Raw genomic sequence first — 16,852 nt, 5'->3', positions numbered from 1 at the left:
CTCAGCTTCCCCGACTTCTTCCGCGACTCGATAGCGCCCTGCGACACCACAGCCACCCCGGCGGAGTCGTAGCCCCGGTACTCCAGGCGGCGCAGTCCCTCCAGGACAACATCCAAAGCACTGTGACCGTCAATTACACCGTCAACAGGACGGCCCACATATCCCACGATTCCACACATAGCCCCAAGACTATCGGCTGGGAGCCGCCAGCTGTAAACCGTGTGGTCCGCCGTCCCAAGGAGAAGACCACTTCACTAAGAGTTCAGGCTCGGGAAGCCGCAATACCGTTTATGTTCCGGGACAACAGGGACATCCCGGCAGCTGTGGCATTTTGCCTCCAAGCATAACGTGTCGATGAAATGCAAATTGCCAAGGCCGTCCCGATGGTACGTTCATCAAATGCGTAGTCGATTGCTCCGTGACACCACTTGGATTCTTGGAGTTGTGTGCGCACTGTACGCGTCACTCTCAGTTTGGGCTCGAGGATTCGGCGTAGACGCCCATGCGTATTGGCTGGCGTGGCATGGACCGATGTACACGACGGCGCCGGGCACTCCCGACGCCTACCTCTATACACCCGCCTTCGCCCACGCCATCTGGCCACTCGCCCAACTGCCGTGGCCGCTGTTCGTGCTCTTGATTACGGTTGGGATCGGCGCGACTCTCGCTTGGCTACTAAAGCCACTCGGCTGGAAGTGGGGTCTCCCCCTGTGGTTGGCGGGGCTGCCGGAAGTTGTGTCCGGGAACATCTTCATACTTATGGCGGTTGTAGCCGTTGTAGGGTTCTCAACCCCCGGAAGTTGGGCTTTCGTAGGGCTGACCAAAATCACCCCCTGCGTGGGCCCCATTTGGTTCCTTGTCCGCGGTGAGTGGAAAAATCTCGTACTTGCGATAGCGAGTATCGGCGTGATCGCCGGGATTTCATTCACCATTTCCCCTAGTCTCTGGGAGGAGTGGCTGAACTTCATAGTCGGCCACTCCGGCGCATCCACGCAGCCGATTGGCTCGCCATTCTTGCCACCTCCGGCCCTTCGCATTCCGGTAGGCATAGCCCTCGTTGTTTGGGGCGCGCTACGAAACAAGCCCTGGAGCATTCCCGTCGCGATGTTCTTGTGTACACCGGTCCTGTGGCTCGGCTCCTTCACTTTGCTGGCCGCGATACCCCGGCTGAAAGCGGGCCGAAAAAGTTCTGACCCCGACGCCTTGCTCCTGGATGAAAAGCGGTAGGCATGTGTCCCGAACTGTATGAGACGGGTTCGTGACGTCCATTGTCATCCGGCAAATCATCCCTCTAAACAAAGCATCCCGGCTGATTTGTCGGTCGGCTTCGGCGGCCTGCATTTCGCTATGTGCCGGGCGCGGGGCAGAATCTCTAACGTGACTTTGCAACGCAATGAGGCGAATGGAGAGGGTGTCTCCCCGTTCGTCGAGCTGGACCGGCAGACCTGGTCCCGGCTCGCAGACGAGATGGAACAGCCTCTTAACGAAGAGGACATCGTCCGCCTGCGCGGCCTCGGGGATCCCCTGGATATGAAGGAAATCCGTGAGGTCTACCTTCCGCTGTCCAGGCTCCTGCACCTGTATGTCGAGGCTGCGGGACAGCTGCATGCCGCCACTACCACCTTCCTTGGCGAGCACACCCAGCGCACGCCGTTCGTCATCGGCGTGGCCGGTTCCGTGGCGGTGGGCAAATCCACCATCGCCCGTGTGCTCCGCGAGATGCTGCGCCGCTGGCCCGGCACCCCGAACGTGGAGCTGATCACCACCGACGGGTTCCTCTATCCCCTGGCCGAGCTCAAGCGCCGCCAGCTGCTGGACCGCAAGGGCTTCCCGGAATCATACGACCGCCGCGCACTGCTGCGGTTCGTGAGCGAGATCAAGGGCGGCGCCGAGGAAGTCCGCGCGCCCTGGTACTCCCACGTCACGTACGACATCGTCCCGGACAAGGAAGTGGTGGTCCGCCGCCCGGATGTCCTTATCGTGGAGGGGCTGAACGTGCTGGCTCCGGCCCGCCCGCGCCACGACGGCAAGCAGGGGCTGGCGCTGAGCGACTTCTTCGACTTTTCCATCTATGTGGACGCCAAGACCTCCTATATCGAGGAGTGGTACGTAGAGCGGTTCCGCAAGCTCCAGAGCACCGCGTTCGCGCAGCCGGAGTCCTACTTCCACCGCTACGCGACCTTGTCCGAGGAGGAGGCGGAGAGCACCGCCCGGGACATCTGGAAGCGCATCAATGAGCCCAACCTGGAGGAGAACGTCCTTCCCACCCGTGGGCGGGCGCAGCTGGTGCTGACCAAAGAGGCTGACCACTCCATCCGCCGCATGCTCCTGCGGAAGGTGTAGCACGGGTGTGCCACGACTGCTCAGCTGAACCGGGGCCGGCGGGCACCAGCCGCCGCAGCTTCGCACGGTTCCTCGCAGCGGGGGCCGGACTGACTGTCCTGACGGCGTGCACGCCGGAGGCACCCACGGCGGCGGCGCCGTCGTCGGCCTCTCCTTCTGCGCCTCCCTCCCCCGTTGCCTCCACCGCATCAGCAAGCCCGACGGCGGACCCCGCCACAGCGGCCGCCGCACCTTCCGAGCCGGCACCGTCGCCCTCCGCCGTTCTGCCGCGGCAGTTCTCCCTGACCGACCCGGCGAGCCCGTGGCTCATCGTCAACAAGCACCGGCCGCTGGTCCCCGCCGCCTATGCGCCGGCTGACCTGGTGCGCCCCGCCCTCGCGACAACCGCCTCCGGGGAGGCTGCGCTGCTGAACAGCACGACGGCGGCAGCTGCCGAGGCGATGTTCGCGGCTGCTGCGGCGGACGGCGTGTCCATGGTGCTGGCCAGCGGGTACCGCTCGTACAGCACGCAGGTGGCCACCTACAACGGCTACGTCGCCTCGCGGGGACAGGCCGACGCCGACACGGCCAGCGCGCGCCCAGGGTACTCCGAGCACCAGACGGGGTGGGCGTTCGACATCGCCGACGGCAACGGCGTGTGCGGTTTCCAGCCGTGCTTCGCGGACCAGCCCGCCGCGGTGTGGGCGAAGGCGAACGGGCACCGGTTCGGGTTTGTGGTGCGGTATCCGTGGATGTTCCACCCGATCACCGGGTACTACTACGAGCCGTGGCACCTGCGGTACATCGGGGTGGAGGCCGCCACGGACATGGCTGCGCGCGGCATCTTCACGCTGGAGGAGTACTTCGGCGTGGAAGCGGCGCCGGGGTACTTTGAGTAGACGGGGTATGCCACAGATGTGACGGAGGGTAATAGAGTCACGTCTTCGCCATATTGCATACTGCGTAATTCCTGCGGAGATTTTGACGCAAAGGAGCAACAGACGACCAGAGGCCTGCGGTAATCTCTGCCTTTATGGGGAACGTTTTCAAGAACGGACTTATCCGTTCACATGGGACAGTTAGTAGCTTTTGGGCCCTCTTTGTTCTTCGGGTGGATAGGTTGCTGACCCCGCAGCGGCTGCGGCTTTACCCGCTGTTTTTTCTTGTAGCTTCTGCACTTGGGGTGTCGTTTGCGGTCGTAATTCGCATTGTGGCCCCCGCAATGCAGGGTGCGCTCATGCCCGATTACCTCGCTCATTGGACTGGCGGCCGCCTTTTACTCATGCCGGGAATCGGTAGTCTTTACGACCCCGAAGTTCAGAGCGCCCTACAGTCGACTAGTGTCGGGACGGATGTTCCACTCTCCTGGTTTGTCTCGGCACCCGTTGTTGCAGTGTTCTACGCCCCGCTTGCGCTTCTGCCGTACAACCTAAGTGGGCTCATCTGGCTGCTCATTAGCTCTACGTTGCTTGTCTGGTGCGTACTAAACCTTCGAACTCTTGCCCCTGGGCTCATGGCACGGAAAAAAAGCACGGTGATTCTCTCTGTCTTGTCGTCGCCAGTCGTCTTTGAACTTCTCGGCGGCGGGCAGGACTCGGCTTTCATTCTCGCGGTCTGGCTTGTCGGCATCCGGTTGCTGGCAAGGCAACACTCCTTGTGGGCTGGCGCAGTTTTCGGATTGGGCTTTGCTAAGCCGCAGCTCGTCGTCGTCGTTCCGCTGATTTTTTTGGTTTCCCGGAACTATCGGGCGTTGGCGTCCTTCGTTGCCACGTGCGCTCTGCTTCTGGGCATCTCTGTGGCTGTAGTCGGCCCAGGAGGCTTCCAGCAGTGGCTCGCCACTCTCGGAAGCTCGCTGTATATGCAAGAGGTTCAACAAGGACAAGCATGGAAAATGGTGGGTCTGCCCTCTTTCGCCCATGCCCTGTTGCCACCGGAATGGGGAACCTGGATAGCTCCTGGGCTAACCTTGCTACCGCTCCCCGTGGGCGCAACCATTCTAATCGTTCATATCCTCAAAAAGCGCACTACTGAGACCACGCCCGTTTGGATCGCTGCTCTTGCCACAATCGCAACGTTTTCACCGCATTTGGCTGTCTACGATGCCATCCTATTTGTGCCGGTTATAGTCTTTCTCCTGGAACGCCAGGCATCGCCCGTGCTCCGCGTCTGCACGGTGGGAGCTTTTGGTCTTCTGTACGCCACACCTGCCCTACATCTTGCTGCGGCTCTTCTGCCCTGGCCTCTGACCATCCTTGGGGCTCCTTGGGCTGCCCTTCCATTGGCAGTCGTTTGGTGGCAGTCGATTAGATATCTTGGACGAACTAGTAGCCATTCACAAAGCCTTGTCGCGGGCGCCAATAGCGTAGAGCCATCCCCAACGTGAGTGACGGCTGCTTTGTGAGCAGCTTTTGCACCGCGTCCTGTTGCAGGATTATTGGCCTTGCACGGGGATGCTGAAGAAAACCAAGTCGGCGGTTTTTCGGGACAGTCAAACACAGCCCCTCAACACACCTAAGAAGCTTATGCTCCTTCTCCGCCACCCAATGATGCTGCATTAACGTAGTTTCCATGCTGACAGGATTCAAGAACTTCATCATGAAGGGCAATGTCGTTGACCTTGCCGTCGCCGTTGTGATGGGTGCCGCATTTGGCGCCGTCGTGACCTCTATCGTAGAGGGCCTGCTCACCCCGCTGATCGGACGCCTTTTTAGCGCGAAAGGCATTGAGGACATGCAGTGGGAGGGATTCATGTATGGATCCGTCATCTCATCGATCATCTCGTTCCTGCTTATCGCCGCAGCCATCTATTTTGTGGTGATTCTCCCGATGAACCTGATGATTGAACACCGTAACCGCAGGCTCGGGATCGATCCAGACGTCAAGGAGGAATCCGCGGAGGACCCGCAGATCGCCCTGCTGACCGAAATCCGTGATTCGCTGAGGGACCGGTCCGCCTAGATTCATCACACAAAAATGGTCCGCTTTCCTGCTGGGAAAGCGGACCATTTTGTTTGGCTGGATTAGTCGCTGACGAGTTCCAGCGCGAGCTCAGTCCGGACTACCTGGGCGAGGTGCTCGGCGATGGACTGCGCCGTCTCTTCGTCGGCGGCCTCCACCATGACGCGGACCACGGGCTCGGTGCCCGAGGGCCGGAGCAGGACGCGGCCGGTATCGCCGAGCGCGGCCTCTGCTGCTGCCACCGCCTGGGCCAGGACCTCGTTGCTCTTGACCCCGGCGCGGTCGACGCCCTTAACGTTGATCAGGACCTGCGGAAGCTTGGTCATCACGGTGGCCAGTTCCTTCAGCGGCTTGCCGGTCAAGGCGATCTGGGCGGCGAGCTGCAGGCCGGTGAGGACGCCGTCGCCGGTGGTGGCGTGGTCGGCGAAGATCACGTGGCCGGACTGTTCGCCGCCAAGGTTGTAGCCGCCGTCGCGCATTTCCTCGAGGACGTAGCGGTCGCCCACCGCGGTTTCGCGGATGCTAATGCCGGCGTCGCGGAGGGCGAGTTTCAGGCCGAGATTGCTCATGACGGTGGCCACCAGGACGTCGTCCTTGAGCTTGCCGGAGGCTTTGAGGGCGACGGCGAGGATGGCCATGATCTGGTCGCCGTCCACTTCATTGCCCTCGTGGTCCACGGCGAGGCAGCGGTCGGCGTCGCCGTCGTGGGCGATGCCGAGGTCGGCGCCGTGCTTCACTACGGCTTCTTTGAGGGCGCCGAGGTGGGTGGATCCGACGCCGTCGTTGATGTTGTGGCCGTCCGGGTCTGCGCCAATGACGATGACGTCCGCGCCGGCGTCCTTGAAAACTTGGGGTGAGCAGCCGCTGGCGGCGCCGTGGGCGCAGTCGAGGACCACCTTGAGTCCGTCGATGCGGTGCGGAAGGGTCTGGAGGAGGTGGACGATGTAGCGGTCCTCGGCGTCGGAGAAGCGCTGGATGCGCCCGACGTCGGCGCCGACAGGGCGGACGGCCTCCTTGGACATTTGCGCCTCGATGGCGTCCTCCACCTCGTCGGGGAGTTTCTGGCCGCCGCGGGCGAAGAACTTGATGCCGTTGTCCGGAGCCGGGTTGTGGGAGGCGGAGATCATGACGCCGAAGTCTGCGTCCAGGTCAGCCACCAGGTAGGCGGCTGCGGGCGTTGGAAGAACGCCGGCGTCGTAGACGTCCACGCCTGAGCTGGAGAGCCCGGCCTCGACGGCTGCGGCGATGAACTCGCCGCTGGCGCGCGGGTCGCGGGCCACCACGGCGCGCGGCCGGCTGCCGTTGGAGTTGCGGTCGTGGCCGAGCACGACGGCGGCCGCCTGGGCCAGCTGCATGGCCAGCTCTGCTGTCAGCAGGCCGTTGGCCAGCCCCCGGACACCATCAGTTCCAAATAATCTAGACACCGGACAAGTCTAGAGGATGAGGCTGGTTGGGCTTGAAACGGCTGGTGAAGCGTCCGTCACGCACTGCGGGACCGTCCGCTGCCTTAGGCATAAACGGCAAAAGCCCGCCCCGCCAATGGCGGGACGGGCTTCTGTGCAAGCGGATTTAGCGCTTGGAGTACTGCTGAGCCTTGCGGGCCTTCTTGAGACCGGCCTTCTTACGCTCGATGACGCGGGCGTCGCGGGACAGGTAACCGGCCTTCTTCAGGGTGGCGCGGTTGTTCTCGACATCGATCTCGTTCAGCGAACGGGCGATGCCGAGGCGCAGTGCACCGGCCTGACCGGAGATGCCGCCGCCGTGGATGCGGGCGATAACGTCGTAGGCGCCTTCGAGATCAAGGATCTTGAAGGGCTCGTTGACGTCCTGCTGGTGCAGCTTGTTCGGGAAGTAGTTGTCCAGCGCGCGGCCGTTGATGGTCCACTTGCCGGAGCCCGGTACAACGCGGACGCGTGCAACGGCTTCCTTGCGGCGGCCAACAGCTGCGCCGGCAACGGTCAAGGCCGGGCGCTCCTTCTTCGGCGCAGCTTCGGCAGCTGAGCTTTCAGAGGTGTAGCTGGTCAGGGTTTCCTCAGCCTCAACGGCTTCGGTGGTCTCTTCGTTCTGAGCCACGATTCTCCTTGTATAGATAAGTTGTTTGGTGGCCAGGACTACTGGGCGACCTGGGTGATTTCGAAAGTCTTGGGCTGCTGGGCGGCGTGCGGGTGCTCAGCACCGCGGTACACCTTCAGCTTGCCCAGCTGCTGTGCAGCGAGGGAGTTCTTGGGGAGCATGCCCTTGATGGCCTTCTCAACGGCGCGGACCGGGTTGGATTCCAGCAGTTCCGCGTAGTTGACGGAGGTCAGGCCGCCCGGGTAGCCGGAGTGGCGGTAAGCGCGCTTCTGCTCCAGCTTGGCGCCGGTCAGGGCAACCTTTTCAGCGTTGATGATGATGACGAAGTCGCCCATGTCCATGTGGGACGCAAAGGTGGCCTTGTGCTTGCCGCGCAGCAGGATTGCGGTCTGGCTCGCGAGACGACCAAGGACAACGTCTGTGGCGTCAATGACGTGCCACTGGCGGTTGATATCGCCGGGCTTCGGGGTGTACGTACGCACGGTGTTTGCCTCGTTCTTATTCTGGCGTTCTGGTTTAGGTGCCGCTCAGGGGCGGACACCTACTATCTGCGCGCTACCGGAACAGAGGTGAGGGCTCCATGTAACCAGTCATCCTGTGGTTCCGAATGTGCACGTTGAGTAGTCATCCTGCAACCGGATTCTCAAGCGGGCACGCACCATCGGAATAGGACACGCACAACGACTACCAAGATTAGCGCGTTAAGGGGTTCAGGGTCAAAATGGGGTAGCCGGCTGCCAGCACAGCGCCTGCCGGCTTTACCGACGCAGGGGGTCGCGGTGTTTGCAACGGGTAACGAGGGTTCTGCCGCCTGGCTCCTAATTTTTGCCGCCGGCCTCTTGGGGGTGGCCCTCTCCCCTGTCGCGGAGATACTCATCGCCAAGCACCTGCCGAGGCTGGGCGGTCTCCCAGCCCTCCCTGTCAGGATCACGACGGCGGCACTCACCGGCCTCGCATGCGCCGCCTTCACCTTGCGCCTTGGAATAGGCCTTACTCTGCCGGCTTTTATATTCCTGGCCGCGTTGGGCGTGCAGCTCGCCCGCATTGACGTCGCCCTGCATTTGTTGCCGAACCCGCTGGTGCTAATGCTGCTCACGGGTGGTTTTGCACTCTTCCTAATGCCGGGACTGCTCAATAAGCAGGCTGATGATCTTATCCGAGCGGTGCTTGGTGCAGTCATTTTGTTTGCCGGTTACGTTATTTTGGGGATAATTTCCCCCGGCGGCATCGGGATGGGAGACGTGAAGCTCGCCGCGCCCGTCGGCCTTTACCTCGGGTACCTAGGCTGGAGCCAGCTGCTCTACGGCGGCCTCCTCGGCTTCATTCTGAACGGCCTGGTCAGCGTGGTGCTTCTGAGCCGAAAAGGCCGAAATAAAGCCTCGGAAGTGGCTCACGGACCTTCCATGCTCGGCGCAACTACGGCTGCCACTCTCTTCCTCCTGTAGCTTCTTTCCCCCTTGTCTCGGACCCTTGTCCAGCAAAGAACTCCTCGCTTCCAAGTAGTGGCCCGCGTACCCGCCTCCTTTGCTGAGTACTGACCGCACTTTTCGAGTACGTACTTTTTCTCCATTCGAAAAAGTCGAGTACCACTACGCATTGTTGCCCCTACCTCGCCAATGACAATCTCTTCTTAGCGAAGTCCAGCCGCTAAAGATTTATGGGGGCAGCTGGAGATTCGTTGAAATCACCTAAAACCAATTTCACCGAATTAAGGATTCTAAAATGACTTCTCTCATGGTCTCGATGATGGCATTCGTCGCCGGCGTCAAGGATCGTTTCTCCTCCGAAAGGGGCGCAACTGCAACAGAGTATTCACTGCTTGTGGCATTCATTGCCTTCATCATTATCGCTGGCGTTTCCGTCTTCGGGACAGCTCTCAGCACCTGGTTCTCCGACCTCGGCACCGAGGTCGGCACCTGGGATGCTCCGTAGCAGGTATTCATGGCGAATGTGCCGCCTTCGCCACGGCGGAGGCGGCACATTTTTTACCCGACCTGTCGCTAGGGGTTGACTACTTTGAAACGAAAGATCCCGGGGACGACCGAAAACTCGCGTGGAGCAGTCGCTGTCGAGTTTGCCCTCGTAGCCCCCATCTTGCTCTTACTCGTTGCTGGCCTTATCGAGTTCGCCAACGTATACAACGCACAAATTTCGGTTACTCAGGCTGCACGGGAAGCCGCCCGCGCCATGGCTATTCATAACAACCAGGCGACTGCTGAACTTGCTGCAGCCGACGGGGCTCCTGGTCTGGAAACAGCTGTATTCGATTACGACTTCTCACCCACAGCCTGCTCCAGTGGTTCAAATATTGAGGTCACCATCAACTACGAGGCGGATAGTCTCACCGGTCTGTTTGGGGACACCATCACGCTTACAGGCGTAGGAGCAATGCGATGCGGCGGCTGAAGCCTTTCAAGAAAGATAACCAAAGGGGCGCTGCTGGCGTGATTGTGGCTGTGCTAGTACTGGTACTTATCGGCGCCGGCGCTCTAGCAGTCGACCTCGGCCAAATATACGGCGAACGGGCACAACTGCAGAACGGCGCAGATGCGGCCGCTCTCGCAGTTGCCCGCAGTTGCTACGAAGACTCCTGTACTCAGGCGAGCGCCGACCTTATCGCTAGCGAACTCGCAAACAAAAATGCCCTCGATGGCGGGTCGGCCTTGTCTGCGCCGGTAGACCTTTCGACGGACAAAGAGGTCACGGTCAGGACATCCACTCGGCAGGGCGAGGCTGGCCCCGGCTTTCTCAACAAGCTGTTTGCCAGCGCTCTTAACGCACCACCTGTGACAGTCGGCGCGAAGGCAACAGCCAGGATCTTTTTCCCATCGAGCAGTTCTGGATTTCCTTTAGCTATCTCCGATGACTGCTTCAACCTATCCAGTGCGAGTGATATGGCACCGGTTCAAAGAATCTCCTACAAACCCGGCGGAACTTGCACAGGCCCCTCCGGCACACAGATTCCAGGGGGGTGGGGTTGGCTGGATCAGATTGCTCCTTGTGAAGCGGCAACAGAAGTGGGCACCAATCAAGTCGGTTCTGATCCCGGCAATCCTCCCCCCACTCAGTGCCAAGGCGTTCTACAAGGGTGGAAGGACACCATTGTCGCGAACGAAGAGGTGCTGGCCGTCTTTCCCGTTTTCGATGACGCTACCAATCAAGGGCAGAACGGCCTGTTCAACGTCATCGGTTACGCCACGTTCAAAATCTGGGGTTGGAAATTCGGCAACAACGGAACCTACGAGTTCCGGAATTTGTCGACCGATCCGAACATGACCGCAGCTCTCGCCTGCAGTGGCGGTAATGACCGCTGCATCATCGGCCAGTTTGTCAAGTATGTGTCCAACGGCTCCGGCGGAGGTGGCACAGGTGGAATTGACCTGGGCACCGTGGAAATCCGCCTCACTGATTAACAACCAAGGGGAAAGAAATGAAGAAACGCCTACTGGGAGGCATCGCCGCACTACTCGTGGCAGTCATGGGTACCGTCCTATTGATCATGTATGTGCAAAGCGCGGACAAGCGTGCCCTCGCCAACACCGAAACCAGTACCGTATTCGTGGTCCAAAAGCCTGTTGAAGCCGGCACAGAGGCCAAGGACCTCACGGCTGCTGTCGTCAAAAAGGCTTTGCCCAAAGCTGCTATTGCGGCGGATGCGGTCACGGATCTGGATGAATTGGGATCAAAAGTGACCTCAGTGGGGCTGGTACCGGGGGAACAACTGCTGGGTGGCCGAATGGTGAACCCCGCGGATTTCCTGGGCTCGTCAAGGGTCGCCGTTCCGGAAGGCATGCAGGAGCTAACCCTCCGGCTGCCAATCGAACGTGTCGCGGGCGGGAAGATCAGCGCAGGAGACACCGCAGGTATCTTCATCTCCTTGGACGAAACCTCAACAAACGCCACGACTGGGGCAGAGGGAACGGTATCCAGCGGCACACAACTGACCTTCCACAAAGTCTTAGTAACAGCAGCCCAGTTCAGCGACGGTTCCGCCTCACAGCCGGAGGGATCCTCCGGGAAGGCTACTGCCGACAGCTCGAAAAAGACCCAGAGCGACGACACGTACCTCATCACAATCGCTCGCAACTCCGTGGATGCGGAGAAGATAATCTACGCCGTTGAGTTTGGAAGGGTTTACCTTTCTAAGGAACCGGACAACGCCACGGAAGGCAATGCGGGTGTTGTTAGCAATTCGAAGGTTTTCCGATGAGCCGGTTCGTACTCATCACGCCTAACCATGAATTTGAACGCCGTGTGAGGATGGCAACTGCCGGCATGGCAGGTTCCCTCCAACATTTCCAGGCTGGTTACCTGCCCGAAGGACCTGAGGAAGTGCTCAGGCAACTGCTGGGAGAACCACCAGAGGTATTCATCCTGGGGCCGGGTTTGCCGGAAGGTGAGGCATTGAAGTTTGCCGCAGTGATGGACCTGCAGTACCCGGAAATCAGCATGATTCTGGTCGCAGCGGACGCTTCCGACGTTGCGATTCAGGCTATGAGGGCTGGAATTCGCGATCTCCTCGATCCGTCGGCAGAGATTGAAACGATACGCATCATTGTTGAGCGGGCCAGCCTTTCCTCCGCCGGCCGTCGCCGCGGGCTGGCGCCCAGCAGCTCAGAGCACCACGAGCACTCTGCTGGCGGGCGGATTATTGCCGTCATCTCGCCTAAGGGTGGTGTCGGTAAGACAACGGTGGCGACGAACATCGCTGTAGGTTTGGGTCAATCTGCGCCTATGGGCGTGGTGATTGTCGATTTGGACCTACAGTTCGGGGACGTTGCCAGTGGATTGATGCTTGAGCCGGAGCACACCATCACTGATGCTGTCGTCGGCGCGGCGAGCCAGGATTCTATGGTCCTCAAGACCTACCTCACCGTGCACCCCGCTGGCATCTACGCATTGTGCGCACCGACCAACCCGGTGGAAATGGATCGGATTAGCGGCGAGAGCGTAACCCATCTCCTAAAGCAGCTACAACAGGAATTTCAGTACGTCGTCGTTGATACGGCTCCTGGACTAGGTGAACACGTTCTCGCCACCCTAGATCTCGCATCGGATGCTGTATGGATCTGTGGCATGGACGTACCCAGCATCCGAGGCCTCCGCACGGGCAACCAAATCCTGTCGGAGCTGAACTTGCTTCCAGAAACTCGTCACGTGGTACTCAACATGGCCGACCGACGTAGCGGCTTGACCCTACAGGACGTGGAAGCCACAATCGGGGCCCCGGTTGACATCGTGCTGCCGCGTTCCCGGACACTTCCCTTTTCAACGAACAAGGGAGTTCCGCTCCTTCAAGACGGCAGTAGGGATCCTGCCACTAAGGGCCTTCGCAATCTAGTAGAGCGCTTCAAACCAAATTGGGAAGCCAGACCACATAAGAAATTGCACCGAAGGGCGGTCGTCCAGTGAACCTGTCACGCAGGCTTGAGAAGGTGCGAGGCACCGAAGCCATCATGTCTCTCCCTGAAACTGATCAGAACCCGTTTGCGTCAGTACCAGCCGTTACTGAACCTGCAACTCTAGGCAGAATCCATGAAGCCAAGGCAGCCGAATCGGCGCAAAATGCTGAAGTTGTGGAATTGGCCCCCACTGCGGCCGTGGCCAGCGGCGCACTTAGTGCCCTTAAGGACCGCGCCAGCCAGGCACTCTACGAACGGCTCGGTGCTCGTATAACGGATTCATCGCTTGAGGAAGCCGAGCTTCACCAATACGTTAGAGATGAACTGAAGGTCGTCGTTGATGAGGAACAGGTACCGCTAACTTCGGCAGAACGCCAGCGGCTAATTCGAGAAATAATTGATGACGTTCTCGGCCACGGCCCCATCCAGCGCTTCCTCGATGATCCTTCGATTACCGAAGTCATGGTCAACCGTTTTGACCAAGTCTACGTTGAACGAACCGGCAAGCTGACTCTGACCGACACCAAATTTGCATCAGACGATGCTTTGCGGCGAGTCATCGAACGGATTGTTTCGAAGGTGGGCCGCCGAATTGACGAGTCATCACCACTGGTGGATGCGCGCCTGGCCGATGGTTCTCGAGTGAATGCCATCATCCCTCCCTTGGCGGTCAATGGACCTGCGCTTACAATCCGCAAATTTGGAGGCGATGCTCTGACTGTGGACAAGCTGATTGCGTATGGCAGTTTGTCACCAGAGATGGCAGAACTGCTTCAGGCCTGTGTCCTGGCCCGCATGAACATCATCGTTTCTGGCGGTACTGGAACCGGTAAGACAACTCTACTAAACGCGCTCTCTTCGTTCATCCCCGCATCCGACCGCATCGTGACCATTGAGGACGCGGTCGAACTCCAGCTCCAGCAGGATCATGTCGTGCGACTGGAGAGCCGGCCCGCAAACATTGAAGGCAAGGGCGAGGTAGCAATCCGCGATCTCGTTAGGAACTCCCTACGTATGCGTCCTGATCGCATAGTTGTTGGGGAAGTCCGCGGCGGGGAATGTCTGGACATGCTTCAAGCCATGAACACCGGTCATGATGGTTCGCTTTCCACGGTCCACGCAAACTCACCGCGCGACGCAATAGCGCGCCTTGAGACCTTGGTGTTGATGGCCGGCATGGATCTCCCGCTCAGAGCAGTTCGCGAACAAGTCGCTTCCGCAGTGAATCTCATTGTCCAGATCGCCCGACTCCGGGATGGAACGCGCCGAGTCACGCACATTACTGAAGTACAGGGCATGGAGGGGGATATCGTCACTCTCCAAGATGCCTTTGTCTTCGATTACTCTGCCGGCGTCGATGTCAACGGCAAATTCCTGGGCAAGCCGATCCCCACTGGGGTACGGCCACGGTTTACCGACAGGTTTGCGGACTTGGGAATTCATGTGTCGCCGCAGATCTTTGGCGCCCCGTCCGTAAGGACACGGTAGTCGTGAACGCCGAAATGCCCGTAACGATGTTTGCCGCTGGACTATTCCTGATCTATGTAGCACTCGCCCTAATCATCGGATTGGTGTTCAAAGGCGGGCCAGGGATCCCGCTTTCTCGCAGAAGGCCGGACACCGTACAACATTCCTCGAGGCTAAGCTGGGTCACCGCTCAGGCCATCGGTGTGCTCAACCGAGGTCTGAAGAAGCGGCCCACCGGACTATACAACAGGGCCAAACTGGAGCAGGGGGGCTTGAACAAGGATCCCGGCGACTACCTTCTTATGGCGGGGGCGAGCACGTTGTCGGCGACCGTTCTCGCGTTCCTAGGCGGGGGTATGGGCCTCAGCCTGCTGGCATTCGTCATGACCCCCCTGTCGTTCTATATGTTACTTACGCTGCTGATTGTCCGTCGCCGTCGTAAATTCGACGCTCAAGTTCCGGACACTCTCCAGATGTTTTCTGGCGGACTTCGGGCAGGACATAGCCTTCTTCGAGCCATTGATGCGGCGGCGCAAGAAAATGAAGCTCCGATGTCGGAGGAACTCAACAGAGTGGTCAACGAGACCCGGATCGGGCGGGACTTGGGCGATTCCCTAAACCAAGTAGCGTTTCGGACGAATAATGACGACTTCCAATCGATCGCACGCGCTATCGACATTCACCGGGAAGTCGGTGGCGACCTCGCGGAAGTCCTCGATCACGTGGGCGAAACCATCCGTGACCGGAATCAGGTTCGGGGCCAGGTTCGAGCGTTGAGCGCGGAAGGCAGGGTATCGGCCATAGTTTTGATGGCTTTGCCAATCGTCATGTTCCTGGTCCTCGTTTTCAGCAATGAGCTATACCGGAGGGTTTTTACCACGACTCTTCCCGGCTATCTGATGCTGGGAGGAGCCGCCCTGTTCCTAACCCTTGGCGGCCTGTGGCTGTCGCGTCTGGTCAAACCGAAGTACTAGGGGGATTACGATGCAACTCATTGCCTACGCAGCCATTTTGGCCATCATCGTGCCAATCTCGGCCATGCTTTGGTTGGCTTTAACGGGGGACAGGGCCGCAATACGGAATATTCAGGCAAACCTGGGTCGCCGTACCGGACAAGGTCGAACCGCTCTTACCGCTAACGAACAAGCACTCGCACTTGCACACCGGCTCACACCGCGAAGCTATGAGGCGTGGCTCGATAAGCAGCTTGCAGCTGCGGGACGGCCGAAGGAATGGCCGCTTGGTCGGATCATCATGGCAAAACCTCTACTGGCTTTTGCAGGGGCAGTAACTGGTGTTCTTTTCTACGCGGCAAAGCCCGGGGCAGACCGATTTCTTTTGTGGATCGGTATCACAGCCCTGTGCTACTTTGTTCCCGACATTCTGCTCCGGAACCGCGCACAAAAAAGGCGCCAGCAAATCCGGCTGGAGCTTCCCAACGCCTTGGACCAGATGCTCATTTCTGTTCAGGCCGGCCTGGGATTCGAGACTGCTATGGGTAGGGCCGGGGAGAACGGCACAGGCCCGTTGGCCGACGAGTTAATCCGAACCTTACAGGACATCCAAGTGGGACGTTCGCGCAAGGAGGCCTACCTAGCGATGTCCGAACGGATCGACGTTCCGGACGTCCGGAGTTTTGTCAGGTCCGTAGTACAGGCTGACACATACGGGATAGCCATTGCTGGAGTATTGAAGTCCCAAGCGAAGGACATGCGGATTAAGCGCAAGCAGCGAGCTGAAGAGCATGCCATGAAGATGCCGGTCAAGATGCTCTTTCCGCTCATTTTCTTCATCCTTCCGACCCTATTTATTGTTCTGCTTGGTCCCACCGTCATTAGTATCATCGAGACATTTTCACGAGCTCAACAGTGATGGACACAATGAGCCCATCGATCCGGACGTGGATAAATAGGTTCGTCGCAAATCAACGCGGCAATACTATGGCGGAGTACGGACTGGTGATGGCAGCCAAGTCCTGGCCATCCTCTGATCACTTACCCTGCTGGGGCTGGCGCTTGATGGTTGGTTCGAGGAATTGACTGCTCGATTCGTTGACTTTATGGCCTGAAAAGCCACTGCACCCGCGCCATACGGCGCCCCAAAGACAGGACCCCCTCGGCACCCAGAACCGAGGGGGTCCGTTTGAGTGCCCGTAAACACTCGAATCCCAGCGTTAGCGCAGCGAAGACCAAGTGAAAGCGCAGGAAAAATACACCCCGGAAAGCCTTTGCGCAGGATGTTCCAAGATACCGATTTTGGCCCTTTTCCGGTTGCTAACTTCGTTTCAGTGCTGGTGCAGGACCAGCCATCCGTCTCGCACAGGAGTCTCAAAATGCTTTCTCTCTACACCAACCTCATGACTCGCCTTCGCACCGAAGAAAAGGGTGCCACCGCCGTCGAGTACGGCATCATGGTCGGTCTCATTGCGGTCGTCATCATCATCGCTGTCAGCACCTTGGGCACCACGCTCAACGGGTTCTTCGACTCCGTCAACACCGAACTGGCCCCCGCCGCACCCGCTAGTGGCGGCACCGGCTCCTAGCAACCCCCGTTCGGTTCCGGACCCCATATCGGAACTGCACCGCTCGCCAGCAGGAGCAAGAACGAGTCATTCAAGAGGAGGTGCAGCA

18 protein-coding genes are annotated in these 16,852 nt (G+C 59.5%); 15 read left to right on the top strand and 3 right to left on the bottom strand.

The genetic code is table 11. The features are described from left to right. Nucleotides 1-531 precede the first annotated feature (531 nt). From B5520_RS08995 to mscL, 5 genes are all read left to right on the top strand, one after another. Nucleotides 532-1,227, top strand: a complete 696-nt coding sequence (locus B5520_RS08995) for a glycosyltransferase family 87 protein (RefSeq protein WP_176156826.1) — start codon at nt 532-534, stop codon at nt 1,225-1,227. A 120-nt stretch (nt 1,228-1,347) separates the two neighbouring features. Beyond that, nucleotides 1,348-2,343: a type I pantothenate kinase gene (coaA, locus tag B5520_RS08990; protein ID WP_176156825.1), complete on the top strand. Its 996-nt coding sequence runs from the start codon at nt 1,348-1,350 to the stop codon at nt 2,341-2,343. Between the two features lie 5 nt (nt 2,344-2,348). Then, nucleotides 2,349-3,221, top strand: a complete 873-nt coding sequence (locus tag B5520_RS08985) for a M15 family metallopeptidase (RefSeq protein ID WP_079596707.1) — start codon at nt 2,349-2,351, stop codon at nt 3,219-3,221. A 134-nt stretch (nt 3,222-3,355) separates the two neighbouring features. Then, nucleotides 3,356-4,705 carry a glycosyltransferase family 87 protein gene (locus B5520_RS08980; RefSeq protein ID WP_079596706.1) on the top strand — a complete coding sequence of 450 codons (1,350 nt, stop codon included), beginning with the start codon at nt 3,356-3,358 and terminating at the stop codon, nt 4,703-4,705. A 185-nt stretch (nt 4,706-4,890) separates the two neighbouring features. Then, nucleotides 4,891-5,280 carry a large conductance mechanosensitive channel protein MscL gene (mscL, locus tag B5520_RS08975; protein ID WP_079596705.1) on the top strand — a complete coding sequence of 130 codons (390 nt, stop codon included), beginning with the start codon at nt 4,891-4,893 and terminating at the stop codon, nt 5,278-5,280. 62 nt (nt 5,281-5,342) lie between these two features. On the opposite strand, the gene glmM is transcribed toward mscL, so the two are convergent. The 3 genes from glmM to rplM all read right to left on the bottom strand — a co-directional run bounded on the left by glmM (nt 5,343) and on the right by rplM (nt 7,835). Beyond that, entirely contained in the window at nt 5,343-6,704 is a 1,362-nt protein-coding gene (gene glmM, locus B5520_RS08970; protein WP_079596704.1) for a phosphoglucosamine mutase, read from the bottom strand. Between the two features lie 145 nt (nt 6,705-6,849). After that, nucleotides 6,850-7,353, bottom strand: coding sequence for a 30S ribosomal protein S9 (gene rpsI / locus B5520_RS08965; protein WP_050054349.1), 504 nt, complete (start codon nt 7,351-7,353; stop codon nt 6,850-6,852). Nucleotides 7,354-7,391: 38 nt separating this feature from the next. Beyond that, nucleotides 7,392-7,835 (bottom strand): 50S ribosomal protein L13, encoded by a 444-nt coding sequence (rplM, locus tag B5520_RS08960; protein WP_015937805.1) that lies wholly within the window; start codon nt 7,833-7,835, stop codon nt 7,392-7,394. Between the two features lie 297 nt (nt 7,836-8,132). Here rplM and B5520_RS08955 point away from each other — a divergent pair, with 297 nt between their 5' ends. From B5520_RS08955 to B5520_RS08910, 10 genes are all read left to right on the top strand, one after another. Then, a complete protein-coding gene (locus tag B5520_RS08955; protein WP_079596703.1) occupies nt 8,133-8,798 on the top strand; it encodes a prepilin peptidase in 666 nt (221 codons plus the stop codon). A gap of 277 nt (nt 8,799-9,075) precedes the next feature. After that, nucleotides 9,076-9,285, top strand: a complete 210-nt coding sequence (locus B5520_RS08950; RefSeq protein WP_079596702.1) for a Flp family type IVb pilin — start codon at nt 9,076-9,078, stop codon at nt 9,283-9,285. An 84-nt stretch (nt 9,286-9,369) separates the two neighbouring features. Further along, the gene (locus B5520_RS08945; RefSeq protein ID WP_254865522.1) at nt 9,370-9,759 is read left to right on the top strand and encodes a TadE/TadG family type IV pilus assembly protein; all 390 of its coding nucleotides are present in this window, start codon (nt 9,370-9,372) and stop codon (nt 9,757-9,759) included. Beyond that, a complete protein-coding gene (locus tag B5520_RS08940; RefSeq protein WP_079596701.1) occupies nt 9,747-10,766 on the top strand; it encodes a pilus assembly protein TadG-related protein in 1,020 nt (339 codons plus the stop codon). The genes B5520_RS08945 and B5520_RS08940 overlap by 13 nt, the downstream gene beginning before the upstream one ends. A 17-nt stretch (nt 10,767-10,783) precedes the next feature. Then, the gene (locus B5520_RS08935; RefSeq protein ID WP_079596700.1) at nt 10,784-11,563 is read left to right on the top strand and encodes a Flp pilus assembly protein CpaB; all 780 of its coding nucleotides are present in this window, start codon (nt 10,784-10,786) and stop codon (nt 11,561-11,563) included. Continuing rightward, the gene (locus B5520_RS08930) at nt 11,560-12,765 is read left to right on the top strand and encodes an AAA family ATPase (protein WP_079596699.1); all 1,206 of its coding nucleotides are present in this window, start codon (nt 11,560-11,562) and stop codon (nt 12,763-12,765) included. Before B5520_RS08935 ends, B5520_RS08930 begins: the two co-directional genes overlap by 4 nt. Then, nucleotides 12,762-14,243 carry a CpaF family protein gene (locus B5520_RS08925; protein ID WP_079596698.1) on the top strand — a complete coding sequence of 494 codons (1,482 nt, stop codon included), beginning with the start codon at nt 12,762-12,764 and terminating at the stop codon, nt 14,241-14,243. The genes B5520_RS08930 and B5520_RS08925 overlap by 4 nt, the downstream gene beginning before the upstream one ends. A gap of 2 nt (nt 14,244-14,245) precedes the next feature. After that, the gene (locus B5520_RS08920; protein ID WP_104443460.1) at nt 14,246-15,196 is read left to right on the top strand and encodes a type II secretion system F family protein; all 951 of its coding nucleotides are present in this window, start codon (nt 14,246-14,248) and stop codon (nt 15,194-15,196) included. A gap of 10 nt (nt 15,197-15,206) precedes the next feature. After that, the gene (locus B5520_RS08915) at nt 15,207-16,094 is read left to right on the top strand and encodes a type II secretion system F family protein (protein ID WP_079596697.1); all 888 of its coding nucleotides are present in this window, start codon (nt 15,207-15,209) and stop codon (nt 16,092-16,094) included. 460 nt (nt 16,095-16,554) lie between these two features. Beyond that, the gene (locus B5520_RS08910; RefSeq protein ID WP_079596696.1) at nt 16,555-16,764 is read left to right on the top strand and encodes a Flp family type IVb pilin; all 210 of its coding nucleotides are present in this window, start codon (nt 16,555-16,557) and stop codon (nt 16,762-16,764) included. The last annotated feature ends 88 nt before the right edge of the window (nt 16,765-16,852 follow it).

Source organism: Arthrobacter sp. P2b (assembly GCF_900168295.1).
In the GTDB taxonomy this organism is placed as follows: Bacteria; Actinomycetota; Actinomycetes; order Actinomycetales; family Micrococcaceae; genus Arthrobacter.
This window is presented reverse-complemented; position numbering and strand designations above follow the sequence as displayed.

Coding starts and splice junctions, on each gene's coding strand:
- B5520_RS08995 (WP_176156826.1), top strand. CDS start 532: ATGTACACGACGGCGCCGGGCACTCCCGACGCCTACCTCTATACACCC.
- coaA (WP_176156825.1), top strand. CDS start 1,348: ATGTGCCGGGCGCGGGGCAGAATCTCTAACGTGACTTTGCAACGCAAT.
- B5520_RS08980 (WP_079596706.1), top strand. CDS start 3,356: ATGGGGAACGTTTTCAAGAACGGACTTATCCGTTCACATGGGACAGTT.
- mscL (WP_079596705.1), top strand. CDS start 4,891: ATGCTGACAGGATTCAAGAACTTCATCATGAAGGGCAATGTCGTTGAC.
- B5520_RS08950 (WP_079596702.1), top strand. CDS start 9,076: ATGACTTCTCTCATGGTCTCGATGATGGCATTCGTCGCCGGCGTCAAG.
- B5520_RS08940 (WP_079596701.1), top strand. CDS start 9,747: ATGCGGCGGCTGAAGCCTTTCAAGAAAGATAACCAAAGGGGCGCTGCT.
- B5520_RS08935 (WP_079596700.1), top strand. CDS start 10,784: ATGAAGAAACGCCTACTGGGAGGCATCGCCGCACTACTCGTGGCAGTC.
- B5520_RS08930 (WP_079596699.1), top strand. CDS start 11,560: ATGAGCCGGTTCGTACTCATCACGCCTAACCATGAATTTGAACGCCGT.
- B5520_RS08915 (WP_079596697.1), top strand. CDS start 15,207: ATGCAACTCATTGCCTACGCAGCCATTTTGGCCATCATCGTGCCAATC.
- B5520_RS08910 (WP_079596696.1), top strand. CDS start 16,555: ATGCTTTCTCTCTACACCAACCTCATGACTCGCCTTCGCACCGAAGAA.